Annotated in this window: 10 protein-coding genes; 7 read left to right on the forward strand and 3 right to left on the reverse strand. The window is 63.4% G+C overall.

Annotation, left to right across the window (positions count from 1 at the left end):
* Positions 1 to 519 (forward strand): DUF3299 domain-containing protein, encoded by a 519-nt coding sequence (locus ABVN20_RS10640; RefSeq protein ID WP_368555586.1) that lies wholly within the window; start codon positions 1 to 3, stop codon positions 517 to 519.
* Between the two features lie 232 nt (positions 520 to 751).
* Positions 752 to 1450 carry an OmpW family protein gene (locus ABVN20_RS10645; protein ID WP_368555587.1) on the forward strand — a complete coding sequence of 233 codons (699 nt, stop codon included), beginning with the start codon at positions 752 to 754 and terminating at the stop codon, positions 1448 to 1450.
* Between the two features lie 79 nt (positions 1451 to 1529).
* Here the strand turns inward: ABVN20_RS10645 and ABVN20_RS10650 are convergent, their stop codons facing one another.
* Together ABVN20_RS10650 and ABVN20_RS10655 are read right to left on the reverse strand one after the other, a co-directional pair.
* Positions 1530 to 2459 carry an NAD-dependent epimerase/dehydratase family protein gene (locus tag ABVN20_RS10650; RefSeq protein ID WP_368555588.1) on the reverse strand — a complete coding sequence of 310 codons (930 nt, stop codon included), beginning with the start codon at positions 2457 to 2459 and terminating at the stop codon, positions 1530 to 1532.
* The gene (locus ABVN20_RS10655) at positions 2452 to 3336 is read right to left on the reverse strand and encodes a sugar nucleotide-binding protein (protein ID WP_368555589.1); all 885 of its coding nucleotides are present in this window, start codon (positions 3334 to 3336) and stop codon (positions 2452 to 2454) included. The genes ABVN20_RS10650 and ABVN20_RS10655 overlap by 8 nt, the downstream gene beginning before the upstream one ends.
* A 263-nt stretch (positions 3337 to 3599) precedes the next feature.
* Here ABVN20_RS10655 and ABVN20_RS10660 point away from each other — a divergent pair, with 263 nt between their 5' ends.
* On the forward strand, positions 3600 to 7898 hold the full coding sequence (locus ABVN20_RS10660; RefSeq protein WP_368555590.1) for a DEAD/DEAH box helicase: 4299 nt from the start codon (positions 3600 to 3602) through the stop codon (positions 7896 to 7898).
* A 119-nt stretch (positions 7899 to 8017) separates the two neighbouring features.
* Here ABVN20_RS10660 and ABVN20_RS10665 read toward each other — a convergent pair whose 3' ends face one another.
* On the reverse strand, positions 8018 to 10129 hold the full coding sequence (locus ABVN20_RS10665) for a mechanosensitive ion channel family protein (RefSeq protein ID WP_368555591.1): 2112 nt from the start codon (positions 10127 to 10129) through the stop codon (positions 8018 to 8020).
* 281 nt (positions 10130 to 10410) lie between these two features.
* On the opposite strand from ABVN20_RS10665, the gene ABVN20_RS10670 reads away from it, so the two are divergent.
* From ABVN20_RS10670 to ABVN20_RS10685, 4 genes are read left to right on the forward strand one after another with little or no spacing between them, the layout of a single operon-like run.
* Positions 10411 to 11337, forward strand: a complete 927-nt coding sequence (locus tag ABVN20_RS10670; RefSeq protein ID WP_368555592.1) for a DUF72 domain-containing protein — start codon at positions 10411 to 10413, stop codon at positions 11335 to 11337.
* Positions 11334 to 12131 (forward strand): endonuclease/exonuclease/phosphatase family protein, encoded by a 798-nt coding sequence (locus tag ABVN20_RS10675; RefSeq protein ID WP_368555593.1) that lies wholly within the window; start codon positions 11334 to 11336, stop codon positions 12129 to 12131. Before ABVN20_RS10670 ends, ABVN20_RS10675 begins: the two co-directional genes overlap by 4 nt.
* Positions 12128 to 13423: a cardiolipin synthase ClsB gene (gene clsB, locus ABVN20_RS10680; protein ID WP_368555594.1), complete on the forward strand. Its 1296-nt coding sequence runs from the start codon at positions 12128 to 12130 to the stop codon at positions 13421 to 13423. Before ABVN20_RS10675 ends, clsB begins: the two co-directional genes overlap by 4 nt.
* Positions 13410 to 14396: a lysylphosphatidylglycerol synthase domain-containing protein gene (locus tag ABVN20_RS10685; RefSeq protein ID WP_368555595.1), complete on the forward strand. Its 987-nt coding sequence runs from the start codon at positions 13410 to 13412 to the stop codon at positions 14394 to 14396. Before clsB ends, ABVN20_RS10685 begins: the two co-directional genes overlap by 14 nt.
* Positions 14397 to 14487 lie beyond the last annotated feature (91 nt).

Genomic DNA, 14487 nt, shown 5'->3' on the forward strand with positions numbered 1-14487 from the left:
ATGCCCCGCGCCCTGCTTGCGCTGTTGATGCTGGTTGCCCTGCCCCTGTGGGCGGCCGAGCCGAAAGAACTGACTTGGTCGGAAATGATCCCGCCCGATGCCATGCCTGAAGTGCCGGACATGCGCCCCATGCACGACCTTTCGCAACTGGGCAATGCGCTGTCGGCGGAGTCGGCGCCAGCGGCCAAGCAGTCGATGCCGAATGCGCCGGTGGTGAAGAGTCTGGACGGACAGAACATTCGCCTGCCGGGCTACATCGTGCCGCTGGAAGTCAGCGAAGAAGGCCGCACCACGGAGTTCCTGCTGGTGCCGTATTTCGGCGCCTGCATTCACGTGCCGCCACCGCCGTCCAACCAGATCGTGCATGTGAAAAGTGAAGTCGGGGTGAAGCTCGACGAACTGTATCAGCCGTACTGGATCGAGGGAGCAATGCAGGTGAAAGCGTCGACCAGTGAGCTGGCCGATGCTGGGTATCAGATGGAGGCGGACAAGATCTACATGTATGAATTGCCGGAGTAAGTGCGGCAATTTATTCATCGCCAATCAGCCATCGCGAGCAGGCTCGCTCCCACAGTAGCAGGGGTTGTTCACACACATTGTGTTCAACGCAAAACCTTGTGGGAGCGAGCCTGCTCGCGATGGTTCCACAAAAAAACACGCATCACTGTTTCATTGAGCTGAATCAAAAGACCATATCAGACGGCTCCGTACCATTAGGACATCAAATTTAAAACGTCCTTTGGGAGCCTCCATGCACAAGTCTTTGCTCAGCGCTTCGTTGTTCGCCCTCGCACTCGCCGCGCCAATCGCCCACGCTCACGAAGCCGGCGACATCCTCATCCGTGCCGGTGCGATCACCGTCAACCCGAAAGCCGACAGCTCCAGCGTCAAGGTCGATCAGGGGCCTCTGAAAGGTGCTGATCTGGGCGGCAAGGCAACCATGGACAGCGACACCCAACTGGGTCTGAACTTCGCTTACATGCTCGACAGCCACTGGGGTATCGAGCTGCTGGCCGCCACCCCGTTCCAGCACGACGTGAAGATCAAGAACACCGCCCTGGCCCCGGCCAACGGCAAGCTCGGCAGCCTGAAACACCTGCCGCCAACCCTGAGCGTCGTGTACTACCCGCTGGACGCCAAGTCGGCGTTCCAACCGTATGTTGGCGCCGGTATCAACTACACCTGGATCTTCGACGAAGACCTGAGCAGCGGCGCCAAGTCCAACGGCTTCAGCAACTTCAAGGCGAAAAACTCCTGGGGCATGGCGTTCCAGGTCGGTGCCGACTACATGATCACCGACAACATCCTGCTCAACGCCCAAGTGCGCTACATCGACATCGACACCCAGGCGACCGTGGAAAACAATGCCGTCGCAGCGGGCACCCGCGCCAAGGTCAATGTGGATGTCGACCCGCTCATCTACATGGTCGGCCTGGGCTACAAGTTCTAAAAATCGTTCACGTGGTGGGAACGAGCTGCAAAAAAAAGGCGCCTGCGAAGGCGCCTTTTTCTATGGCAACGCAGTCCGCTCAGCGACCCAGCAAACGCGCCAGGCCGACACTCATCGACGTCCGGGCAGGCAAGACAAAACGCGCCTGCAAGCGCTGGTTGTTCGCCCGTGAATGGCGGATATCCCCGGAACGCGCCGGACCGTAATTCACCGGTGGCAGTTCGCCGACCACCTCTTCCAACGCATCCAGCATCTGCTTGAGGCTGGTTGCCTGGTTCCAGCCGACGTTGATCGCCCCCGCCTCAACCTGGGGTTGCTCGAGTGCCTGTACCAGCAGGTCCACCAGATCGGCGACGAAAACAAAATCCCGCGTCTGCTCACCGTCGCCGAACACGCTGATCGGCAGGCCCTTCTGCGCACGCTCACTGAAAATACTGATCACCCCGGAGTACGGCGAGGACGGATCCTGGCGCGGGCCGAAGATGTTGAAGAAGCGGAAAATCACCGGCTCCAGTTTGTGCTCGCGGTGGTAGAAATCGAAGTAGTATTCGCTGGCCAGTTTGTCCGAGGCGTACGGCGTCAACGGCTCCTTGGGCGTGTCTTCGTTGATCGACTCGCCTTCGCCGTTGTTGCCATAGACCGCCGCGCTGGAAGCGAACAGCACGCGCTTGACGCCCGCCTGGCGCATGGCCTCGCAGACATTGAGCGAACCTATGAAATTGCTCTGGTGGGTCTTCACCGGATCGTCCACCGAAGCCTGCACCGACGCCACCGCAGCCAGGTGCACCACCGCGCTGCAACCGCGCATGGCCTGTGCGACCAGCGCCGCATCGGCGACATCGCCGACCATCAGCTCTACCTTGGGGTTATCCAACGGCAGGTTGCTGCGCTTGCCCGTGGACAAGTCATCGAGAATGCGCACCGAGCGGCCTTTGGCAAGCAAGGCGTCAGTCAGGTGCGAGCCGATGAAGCCGGCGCCGCCGGTAATGAGAACGGGGCCGTCAGCCATGGCGATAGAACCTGTCGAGTAGACCCGGGAGCGCCGCACGCCAGGCGCGAGGCTTGATCCCGAAAGTGTGAAGGATTTTCTTGCAGGCCAGCACCGCGTGTTGTGGCTCTTCGGCGGCGTCCGGGCGCGCGGCGTGTGCCTGGGCGGTCGGTTCCTCGATGGCCAGCGGATGCAGCGCGCGCGCCTCGGTCAGAATTGCCTGGCCCAGCGCCAGCGGTGTGGTCGCTTCGTGTCCGGCGTAGTGGTAGGTGCCCCACAGCGGCGCCGCGCAGTCGAGCTGCTTGAGCACCGAAATGATCACCCGGGCCGCGTCGTCCACGGGCGTCGGGTTGCCGCGACGATCGTCAGCCATCAACAGCTCTTCGGGGTTTTCCGCACGGGCGAGGAAACGCCCGAGGGTACCTTCGGGGCTGTCGTCGAGCAGCCAGCCGAAACGCAGCAACACATGTTGCGGGCAGGTGGCACGCACGCTCTGCTCGATCCGCCACAACGCCTGGCCGCGCAGCCCCAGGGGCACCGGCTCGTCCTTTTCGCTGTAGGCCGTCGCACGGGAGCCGTCGAACACGCGATAGCTCGACGGTTGCAGCAGGACGATGTCGTGATGCTGGCACAACTCGGCCAGCCGCTCGATGGCCCGCTCCTGCCCGGCCAGACGCGACTCGCTGACCGTCTCCGCCTGGAACCAGTCGAAGTAGTAGGCAAGGTTGATCAACGCATCCGGGCGGGTGTCGTCGAGCAGTTGCGTCAGGCTCGCGGCATCCCAGCCGTCCTGCGGTGGGCGGGGGGCGAGGAAGCCGATGTCTTCCTCCGCACCGAGGCGAATCAGCGCCTGCCCAAGGGCATTTCCGCCGCCCAGTAACATAAGGCGCATTCGCATAGAGTCAGCAGGCCCAGTCTTGTTGGAGAAATGATAGTTGTCGGAATCGTTGCATTTTGCGGGTTTAGTGCGCAACCGTCATCCGTAAAGTGTCGATGTCCGGGTCTTGTGGTGTTGCGACTGGCCCCATCGCGAGCAGGCTCGCTCCCACAATAGATTTGCCTACACCGCCCCACTGTGGGAGCGAGCCTGCTCGCGATGGGGCCAGCAAAGATCTTGAACGGTACTTGCATCTTCCCACCCCCACCCGCATAACTGACCCCATGAACCTGCCCATCCCCGCAGACAGTGCCCTGAGCGGCTTTCACCCGGCCGTCAGCGCCTGGTTCAACAGCACATTCGCGTCGGTGACCGCCGCCCAGGCCCGGGCGTGGCCGCTGATCCGCCAGCACCGCTCGACTTTGATCGCCGCACCGACTGGCTCCGGCAAGACCCTCACTGCGTTTCTCGCCGTGCTCGACGACCTGGTCCACCGCGGCCTGGAAAACGCCGACGGCTTGCCCGACGAAACGCTGGTGGTCTATGTCTCGCCACTCAAGGCGTTGTCCAACGACATCCAGATCAACCTGCAAACCCCGCTGGCCGGGATCACCGCACAGCTACGCGCCCTGGGTCTGCCGGAACTGCGGATCAACACCGCCGTGCGCACCGGCGACACCCCGCAAAAAGAGCGTTCGGCGATGCGCAAGACCGCGCCGCATATCCTGGTGACTACGCCGGAATCGCTCTACGTGCTGCTCGGCTCCGATTCCGGCCGGCAGATGCTCAAGACCACCCGTACGGTAATCGTCGACGAAATCCACGCGATTGCCGCCAGCAAACGCGGCAGCCACCTGGCCCTGAGCCTGGAGCGCCTGCAGGCGCTGTGCCGCGCACCCTTGATGCGCATCGGCCTGTCCGCCACGCAAAAGCCCATTGAGGCGGTGTCGCGTTTTCTGGTCGGCCACCAGCGGCCCTGCGAAATCATCGACATCGGCCACGCCCGCCCACGGGACCTGGGCATTGAAGTGCCGCCAGTGCCGTTGTCGGCGGTGATGGCCAATGATGTCTGGGAGCTGGTCTATGACCGCCTCGCCGCCCTCGCCCGCGAGCACCGCACCACGCTGATCTTCGTCAACACCCGGCGCCTGGCCGAACGCCTGAGCCGGCACTTGAGCGAGCGCCTGGGCAAGCAGGCGGTGGCCGCCCACCACGGCAGCCTGGCCAAGGAGTTTCGCCTGGACGCCGAGCAGCGGCTCAAGCGTGGCGAACTGCAAGTGCTGATCGCCACGGCGTCGCTGGAGTTGGGGATCGACATCGGCGACGTCGACCTGGTCTGCCAGATCGCCTCGCCGCGCTCGATTGCCGGTTTTCTGCAACGGGTCGGCCGCTCCGGTCACCAGGTCGGCGGCACGCCCAAGGGCCGCCTGTTCGCCACCACCCGCGACGACCTGATCGAATGCACCGCCTTGCTCGACTGCGTGCGCCGCGGTGAACTCGACATCCTGCAGATCCCCCAGGCGCCGCTGGACGTGCTGGCCCAGCAGATCATCGCTGAGGTCAGTTGCCAGGAATGGCAGGAACAGGCGTTGCTGGACCTGTTCCGCAAGGCGTCGCCCTACGCAGGTCTGGACGAAAAACACTATCAGGCGCTGCTGCAGATGCTCGCCGAAGGCTACAACGGTCGCCAGGGCATCCGCAGCGCGTTCTTGCACCGCGACGCCGTGACCCGCACCTTGCGCGCCCGTCGGGGCAGCCGGCTGACCGCGGTGACCAGCGGCGGCACCATCCCCGACAACGCCGACTACAGCGTGCTGCTCGAACCCCAGGGCCTGAACATCGGCAGCGTCAACGAAGACTTCGCCGTGGAAAGCATTGCCGGCGATGTCTTCCAGTTGGGCAACACCTCGTACCGCATTCTGCGGATCGAGACCGGCAAGGTTCGGGTCGAGGACGCCCAGGGGCAACCACCGACCATTCCGTTCTGGCTTGGCGAAGCACCGGGGCGCAGCGCCGAACTGTCGTTCGCCGTGGCACGCCTGCAAGGGCATCTCGATACACTGCTGGGCGCTACCCCCGGCCAGCTGCAACCGGCTCTCGACTGGCTGACCGGTACCCTGGGCCTGGACCTCGCCGCCGCAGAGCAACTGGTGGAATACCTGGCCCGAGCGCGCCTGGCGCTAGGCGCCCTGCCCTCCCAGGACACCTTGCTGATGGAGCGCTTTTTCGACGAGTCCGGCGGCACCCAGTTGATCATCCACACGCCGTTTGGCAGCCGCATCAACCGCGCCTGGGGCCTGGCCCTGCGCAAGCGTTTTTGCCGCACCTTCAACTTCGAATTGCAGGCTGCGGCCAGCGAAGACGCGATTGTCCTGTCGTTGTCCACCAGCCACAGCTTCGAACTGGATGAGGTCTGGCGTTACCTGCACAGCAACAGCGCCGAGCACCTGCTGATCCAGGCGGTGCTCGAAGCCCCGCTGTTCGGCGTGCGTTGGCGCTGGAACGCCGGGGTCGCGCTGGCGCTGCCGCGCTTCACCGGCGGGCGCAAGGTCGCCCCGCAGATCCAGCGGATGAAAAGCGAAGACCTGATCGCCAGCGTGTTTCCCGACCAGATCGCCTGCGTGGAAAACCTCGCCGGCGAGCGTGAAGTGCCTGACCATCCGCTGGTGGAACAGACCCTAGACGATTGCCTGCACGAAGCCATGGACTGCGAAGGCTGGCTCAACCTGCTGCGGCGCATGGAGCGTGGCGAAGTGCGCCTGATCAGCCGTGACCTGCCGGCGCCCTCGCCGCTGGCGGCAGAGATCCTCAGCGCACGGCCCTACACCTTTCTTGACGACGCGCCGCTGGAAGAGCGACGCACGCAAGCGGTGCTCAACCGCCGCTGGAGCGATGCGCAATCGACCGACGACCTTGGTGCCCTGGATGCCGAGGCGATCCAGGCCGTGCGCGAGGAAGCCTGGCCAACGCCGGCCAGCGTCGATGAAATGCACGAGGCACTGATGAGCCTCGCCTGCATCAGCGACGCCGAGGCACAGGCCAATGCGCATTGGCATGAATGGTTGAACACCCTCGCCGAACGTGGCCGCGCCAGCCGCCTGCACTTGGCGGACGGACAGTCGTTGTGGGTGGCGCTGGAACGGCTGACCTGCCTGCAAGCGATTTATCCACAGGCGCAACTGCAGCCGCCGTTGCAGGCATTGCCGGGCTTCGATGAAGCCTGGGAGGTGGACGAAGCCGTTGTGGAAGTCATCCGCGCGCGGCTCGGTGCCTTTGGTCCTCTGCCGCTCAGTGCGATTGCCGAGCCCCTTCGATTGCCCGTGGCGCCAGTCACCCAGGCGCTGGCGCAACTGGAGCGCGAGGGTTACGTGCTGCGTGGTTTCTTCAGCCCCGGCGCGGACCAGGAGCAATGGTGCGAGCGGCATCTGCTGGCACGGATTCATCGCTACACGGTCAAGCGCCTGCGCCGGGAAATCGAACCGGTGGCGTTGCAGGACTTCATGCGTTTCCTGTTCGACTGGCAGCACCTGTCCACCGCCACCCAGGGCAAGGGCAGCGCGGTATTGCCGGTGATTATCGACCAGTTCGAAGGCTACCCCGCTGCCGCGTCGGCCTGGGACAGCGACATCCTGCCGGCCCGTATCAAGGATTACTCGGCCAGTTGGCTGGACGAGCTGTGCCGCAGCGGCAAGCGTGTGTGGATGCGCCTGAACGCCCAGCACAAAGGCGCCAGCAACGCCCTGCGCAGCACGCCGATCGTGCTGCTGCCACGCAGTCAGGTTGGCTTGTGGAGCAGCCTGACCCAGCAGACCCCGCTCGACGAACTGTCGCCCAAGGCGCAAAAGGTGCATGACGCCCTGCGCCAGCACGGCGCGCTGTTTTTCGACGAGCTGATTCATGAAGCTCACCTGCTACGCACCGAGCTGGAAATCGCCTTGCAGGAACTGGTCGGCGCCGGCTGGGTGAACGCCGACAGCTTTGCCGGCTTGCGTGCCTTGATCACACCGGCCAGCAAACGCCAGGCCCGTAGCAGCCGCCGCGGACGGGGCGCGTTCATCGGCGGCATGGACGATGCCGGGCGCTGGGCCTTGCTACGGCGCGGCTCGCCGGCACCGGTGACGGACAAGCCGCCGCCGATTGCCGGCGAGACGTTGGAACACGTCGCCATGACCCTGCTGCGGCGTTACGGCGTGGTGTTCTGGCGCCTGCTGGAGCGCGAAGCCGACTGGCTGCCGAGCTGGCGCGAGTTGCTGCGTACCCTGCATCGACTCGAAGCCAGGGGCGAGATACGGGGTGGGCGGTTTGTCAGTGGCCTGGCCGGCGAACAATTCGCCTTGCCCGAGGCGATTCCCTTACTGCGCGAAGTGCGCCGGCGTGAGCATGACGCCAGCCTGATCGCGGTGTGCGGGGTCGACCCGCTGAACCTGGCCGGCACCCTGCTGCCGGGAGCGAAGGTGCCGGCACTGGCGAGCAACCGCCTGGTGTACCGCGACGGGTTGCCTGTGGCGGCATTGATTGCTGGCAAGCCAGTGTTCTGGGTGGAGGCGGATCTGGAGTTGCAGCGTAAGTTGATTCGGCATTGAGGTTGTTAGATCTGGCCTCATCGCGAGCAGGCTCGCTCCCACAGATGATCTTCTGTGAACAACATGCCCTGTGGGAGCGAGCCTGCTCGCGATAGGGCCAGCCGCCGCCCCCCAATACCTTAAGTCCGCGAAGCATCCGGCAACACCACCCCCACCTGCTCCTTCTGTACCGCCTCCTCACCCCCCTGCCGCTTGGGAATGAAAACCTGCTGTGGATAAGTCTGCGCGAAATGCACCGACGGGCTGTTATCCACAAGCTTTTTCAAGCGCTGGTTGAACGCCCGGCTCACCGCATACTGTCCACCCGAGACCGTGCGGAACTGCGCCGTCAGCACCACGCCGTTGAGGTCCATCTTGTCGACACCGAACACATCCAGCGGCCCTTGCAGGTTGTACTTGAGGAACGCGTCCTCGCGAATCGAATCCCCCGCCTCGCGGATCAGCGCGATGGCCTCATCGACATCGGAGTCGTAGGTGAACTGCACCGAGAAAAACGCGAAGGCGAATTGCCGCGATTGATTGGTGACCGCCTTGATCTGGCCGAACGGCACCGAATGCACGAAGCCCTTGCCGTCGCGCAGGCGCAAGGTGCGGATGGTCAGGCCCTCGACCGTGCCGGCGTGCCCGGAATCGAGCACCACCCAGTCGCCCACCGACAGGGTGTCTTCGATGATGATGAACAGACCGGTGATCACATCCTGCACCAGTTGCTGCGAACCAAAACCAATGGCCAGGCCGACCACCCCGGCACCCGCCAGCAATGGGGCGACGTTGATCCCCAGGTTGGCCATGGTGGTGATCGCACAGATCACCACCAGGATGATTTTGATCGCGTTACGCAGCAGCGGCAGGATGGTCTTGACCCGCGTACTCGGCTGACGCGCCGAGCGTTTGTTGACCGGCGGTTTCAACGCTTCCTGGATCGCCGTGTCGAGTACCACCCACAACAACCACGTCACCAGCAGGATCAGGCCGATGCTGCTCAGCGAATCACTGATCGCCCTCCCCACCGTGTTGCGCTCGGCGAATTCGAACAGCGAAATGCCCCAGATCCGCCCGAGGATTTCGATAAAGGCCACCGCCATGACGATGCGCAGCAGCGCATGCAGCAAACTGAGGAAACGCTCCTTGTAGGCGCTGCTGCGCTGGATCGCCTCGGCTTTGCGTGATTTGAACAGGTGCTGGAACACCGTGCTCAGGAACACGGTGGCGATCAGCAGCACGGTGGTGAACAACGCGCAGCGCAGGGCTTTCTGGTTGTCCTCGCCGACACCGATCAGGTTGATCACCGAGACCAGCACCATCAACAGGATCGGCAGGTACCAGAGCCCGGAAAAGATCCGCAGCGATTCCTGCAGCGAAGGCTGTTTCAGGCGCTGCGTCAGCGAACGGTTACGAATCAGGTGCGCGACCGGCCGGCGCAGGCGTATCACCAGCAGGCCAAAGATGATCGAGGCGAACAGGCCGGTGAACACCGCGATGCTGCTGGTAAGGTTGCCACCGATCTGCCGGGCGATCTGTGGGCTGGTCAGCGCATCGCTGAGGGCGGCGAGAAAGCCGATGAGGAACAGCGGGCGTGGGCAGTAATCGCGGATGATCTGCACCGCCGGGCGCTTGTGGCCGGTCTTGAACAGCACCACCACGCACAGGAACATCGACGTGGAAAAAATACCGCTGCTGGTGGCGTAGGCAAAACACAGCGCCAGCGCGCGGCCCACCGAGACCGGCATGAAATGGCTGACGTACAGGGTGAGCGGCAGGCAGATCAGCGCCGGTAACGTATAGGGCAACACATAACCGAGCAGGTCCTGAGCACGATGGCGCTGGCGCAGCCAGCGGCCCCGGCTCAAGCGCCTGGCCAGCAAGCCGCCGAGCACCGTGAGCAGGGCGAACACGCCCAGCCACACCCCGGACAGCAACAGGAAATCGCCGACCACGCTCATCGGCGAACGCGACGACGGCTGGTTCACCAGCTTGCCGACCTCGTCCGCCGCCCGGTCCGCACGCAGGCGCCAGGCGTCTACCAGGTTTTCGTTGAGGTCGAGTTTTTCCTGGACGTCGTCGATGCTGGAACTGATGGCTCCCAGCAACCCGCCCTGGACCAACGGCTCGGGCTTGGCCGGCTCTTCCTCGGTGGCAGCGGGAACACCCGGCAGCGTGGCGGCCTCCAGCTCGTTGCTGCCCAGAAACAGCAAAGCCCCCAGTAACATCGCGGTCTTGAACTTGAGCAAAACGAAGCGCTCCTTGACAAGGGTCTGTCAGGAAACTGATCAGCATTTGCCCAGCAAGTTCGGTTTTTGCTGTTCGATGATCGTTCCCACGCTCTGCGTGGGAACGCCTCCACGGACGCTCCGCGTTCGGCGTTGGATGGGTACGCAGAGCGTCCCGGGCTGCATTCCCACGCGGAGCGTGGGAACGATCATCGCCGGTATGACCGTCCGTATTTTCGCCGAAACTTTCGCCGCCCTCGCGCAGTCAGCCAATAAATGGGGCTACTCGGACGGGAGGCGACATGGCGGCGATTCACATCGGTATTTCAGGTTGGCGCTACACGCCCTGGCGGGGGGATTTCTACCCGAAGGGGCTGACCCAGAAGCGCGAATTGCAGTTCGCCTCCCGGGCCGTCAACAGTATCGAAATCAATGGATCGTTTTACGCCCTGCAACGGCCGGAACGTTACGCCCAGTGGTACGACGAAACCCCGAGGGGCTTCGTGTTCAGCGTCAAGGCGCCGCGCTTCATTACCCACATCCGGCGCCTGCGCGACATCCACACGCCCCTGGCCAATTTCTTCGCCTCCGGGGTGCTGGAACTCAAGGAAAAACTCGGCCCGATCCTCTGGCAATTTCCACCCACCTTCAAATTCGACCCCCAACTGTTCGAGCACTTCCTCGACCAATTGCCCCACGACACCCTCGAGGCCGCTGCCCTCGCCCGTCAGCATGACGCCCACCTGCACGGGCAGGCCAGCACGAAGGCGTACAAAAAAAAGCCGTTGCGTCATGCCGTGGAGATCAGGAATGACACCTTCATCGACCCGGAGTTTGTCCGCCTGCTCAAGCGCCACAACGTCGCGCTGGTGATCGCCGACACGGCCGGCAAATGGCCCTATCGCGAAGACCTCACCAGTGACTTCGTGTACCTGCGCCTGCACGGCGCCGAAGAACTCTACGCCAGTGGTTACACCCCGCAGGCACTCAATCGCTGGGGCGAACGGATCGAAGCGTGGCACCACGGCCGGCAACCTTCGGACCCGCACCTGATCGCGCCGCGACAAAAACCCAGGGCGCGCAAATCCCGTGAAGTGTTCTGTTATTTCGACAACGACATCAAGGTCCGCGCGCCCTACGATGCCCGCCGCCTACTCAAGCACTTCGACCTGGACAAGCACCTTGCGACCGCCCCCGGCGAACCGGCGGCCGAAGGGGTGCTGCCATGAATGAGTCCGCGCCGTTCAGCACCGCCGAAGGCCCGACGCCAACCGTGACGTGCGTACATCGTTTCACCGTACTGACGGTCAATACGCACAAGGGCTTCACCGCGCTCAACCGACGATTCATCCTGCCGGAACTGCGCGAGGCCGTGCGCAGTGTCTCGGCCGACGTGGTGTTCCTGCAGGAAGTCCATGGGGCCCACGAACATCATCCGCAGCGCTACAGCAACTGGCCGACGATGCCGCAATACGAATTCCTCGCCGACTCGCTGTGGCCGCAGTTCGCCTACGGTCGCAACGCGGTGTACCCGGCGGGCGATCACGGCAACGCGCTGCTGTCGAAATTCCAGATCATCCGGCACGACAACCTCGACGTGTCCATCAGCGGCCACGAGAACCGCGGCCTGCTGCATTGCGTATTACGCCTGCCCGGCGAAGGACCGCAATTGCATGCGATCTGCGTGCATCTGGGGCTGCGCGAAACCCATCGCAATGCCCAGTTGAAACTGCTCGCCCGGCTTCTCGACGAGCTGCCGAGCGAAGCCCCGGTGATCGTCGCCGGTGACTTCAACGACTGGCGCCAGCGTGCCGACGCACTGCTCAAGCCCTGTGGCCTGCGCGAGGTGTTCGCCGAGCACCACGGCAAACCGGCGCGCAGCTTTCCGGCGCGGTTACCGGCCCTGCGCCTGGACCGCATTTACGTGCGCAACCTCAAGGCCAGTCGCCCGCAAGTCCTGGCGTCGCGGCCCTGGTCACACCTTTCCGACCACGCACCGCTGTCGGTGGAGATCGAGTTATGAGCAGCGCCCCACTGGAAGAGCCGCGGGTGGAACATCTGCCCACCGACCAGGCGATACGCGAACCCGGCGTGGCCGACATCGAGTACGGCTGGCAGGGTAATAACCTGGTGAAATTGCTGGAAAACGGCGAAGACTATTTCCCCAGGGTGTTCGAGGCCATGCGCGAGGCCAAGACGGAAATCCTCCTGGAAACCTTCATCGTATTCGAGGACAAGGTCGGCCACGAGTTGCAGCAAGTGCTGATCGAGGCGGCGCAACGTGGCGTGCGCGTCACCGCCAGTTTCGACGGGTTCGGCTGTGGAGAACTGACCACCGGCTATCTCACGGCACTGAGCGCGGCCGGGGTGCACATCCAGATGTTCGATCCGGCCCCCAAGCATCTGGGCTTTCGCACCAACTGGTTTCGCCGTCTGCACCGCAAGATTGTGGTGGTCGACGGCACCCTGGCGTTCATTGGCGGGATCAACTTTTCCGCCGATCATCTGGGCGACTTCGGGCCCGAGGCCAAGCAGGATTATTCGGTGGAAGTGCAAGGCCCGGCAGTGGCCGACATTCATCATTTCGCCCTGCTGCAAAGCGGGCGCCCAGCGCGGGCCAAATACTGGTGGCAACGCCGCCGGCAGCGCCGCTCGGAACTGGCGCTCAGCGATCACGATGGCCAGGTGCGTCTGGTCTATCGCGACAACGGTGATCACAACACCGATATCGAAGAGGTTTACCGGCAAGTCCTGCGTACCGCCCAACGGCGTGTGGTGATCGCCAACGCGTACTTCTTTCCCGGTTACCGATTACTGCGCGAGATCCGCAACGCCGCCCGTCGGGGTGTCGATGTGCGCCTGATCCTGCAAGGCCAACCCGACATGCTGGTGGCCAAGCTGGCGGCACGCATGACGTATGACTACCTGCTCAAGTCCGGCGTGAAGATCTACGAGTACTGCGAGCGACCGCTGCACGGCAAAGTCGCGCTGGTAGATGAAGACTGGAGCACCGTCGGTTCGAGCAACCTCGACCCGCTGAGCCTGTCGATGAACCTGGAAGCCAACGTGCTGATCCGTGACCGGGTGTTCAATCAGGAACTGTTCGATCGCCTGGAAATCCTCAGTGAACACCATTGCAAGGCCATGGATCCGGAAAAAGCCCCGCGCGGGCGAATCTGGCACATGACCGTGGGCTTTCTGGTGTTTCACTTTCTACGGCACTTCCCGGCCTGGGCGGGCTGGCTGCCAGCGCACAAACCGCGCTTGAAACCCTTCACTCACCTCGCCGGGGACGATCGCCATGGACCGCGCTGACACTCATTCGTCCACTCACGAAGACAGCGCCCAACCGTCACGCTGGAGCCGCTGGAAAAAACCGCTGACGATGCTGTTTTTCCTCGCGTTGATCGTCTTGCTGACGATGCTGGCCCAGCGCATCGAATGGAGCGAGGTGTTCGAAACGCTCGTCGACTTCAAGGTCCGCACCCTGATCATCGCCGCCGGGCTGACCTTGTTGAGTTTTCTGACCTACGCCAGTTATGACCTGATCGGGCGGACGTACATCCGTCAGGACCTGACCTGGAAACAGATCCTGCCGGTGGGCATCATCAGCTACGCCTTCAACCTCAACCTCAGTGCCTGGGTCGGCGGTATCGCCATGCGCTTTCGCCTGTATTCACGCCTGGGGGTGAGCAAGGGCAACATCGCGAAAATCCTCGGCCTGAGCCTGACCACCAACTGGTTCGGCTACATGCTGATTGCCGGCGCGGTGTTCAGCAGCGGTCTGGTGCGCATGCCGCCTGGCTGGAAACTCAGCAGCGACGCGCTGCAGGTGGTCGGGGTCGTGCTGTTGCTGGTCAGCGCCGGTTACCTGGCCGCGTGCCGTTTTTCCAAACGCCGCGAGTGGTCGATTCGCGGCGTGGAAATCAATCTGCCGTCGGTGCGCATGGCGATCCTGCAACTGGCGCTGGGCGCGCTGAACTGGTCGCTGATGGCCGCCGTGATCTTCACCCTGCTGCCGAGCAAACTGGATTATCCACTGGTGCTCGGGGTGTTGCTGATCAGCGCCATCGCCGGGGTCATCACGCACATCCCGGCAGGGCTTGGGGTGCTGGAAGCGGTGTTCGTCGCGCTGTTGCAGCACGAAGCCTCACGCGGCAGCCTGGTGGCCGGGCTGCTGGCGTATCGGGCGATCTATTTCATCCTGCCGCTGTTGATTACCCTGGTGATGTACCTGGTGGTGGAGGCGAAGGCGAAGTCGTTGCGGATTGCCAAGAAGCCCAAGTGATCTTGGGGTACCCCTCGCGAGCAGGCTCGCTCCCACAGGGATTCATGAGCGGCAGAGATCCCCTGTAGGAGCGAGCTTGCTCGCGATGGGG

This window comes from Pseudomonas sp. MYb118, assembly GCF_040947875.1.
Classification (GTDB): domain Bacteria; phylum Pseudomonadota; class Gammaproteobacteria; order Pseudomonadales; family Pseudomonadaceae; genus Aquipseudomonas.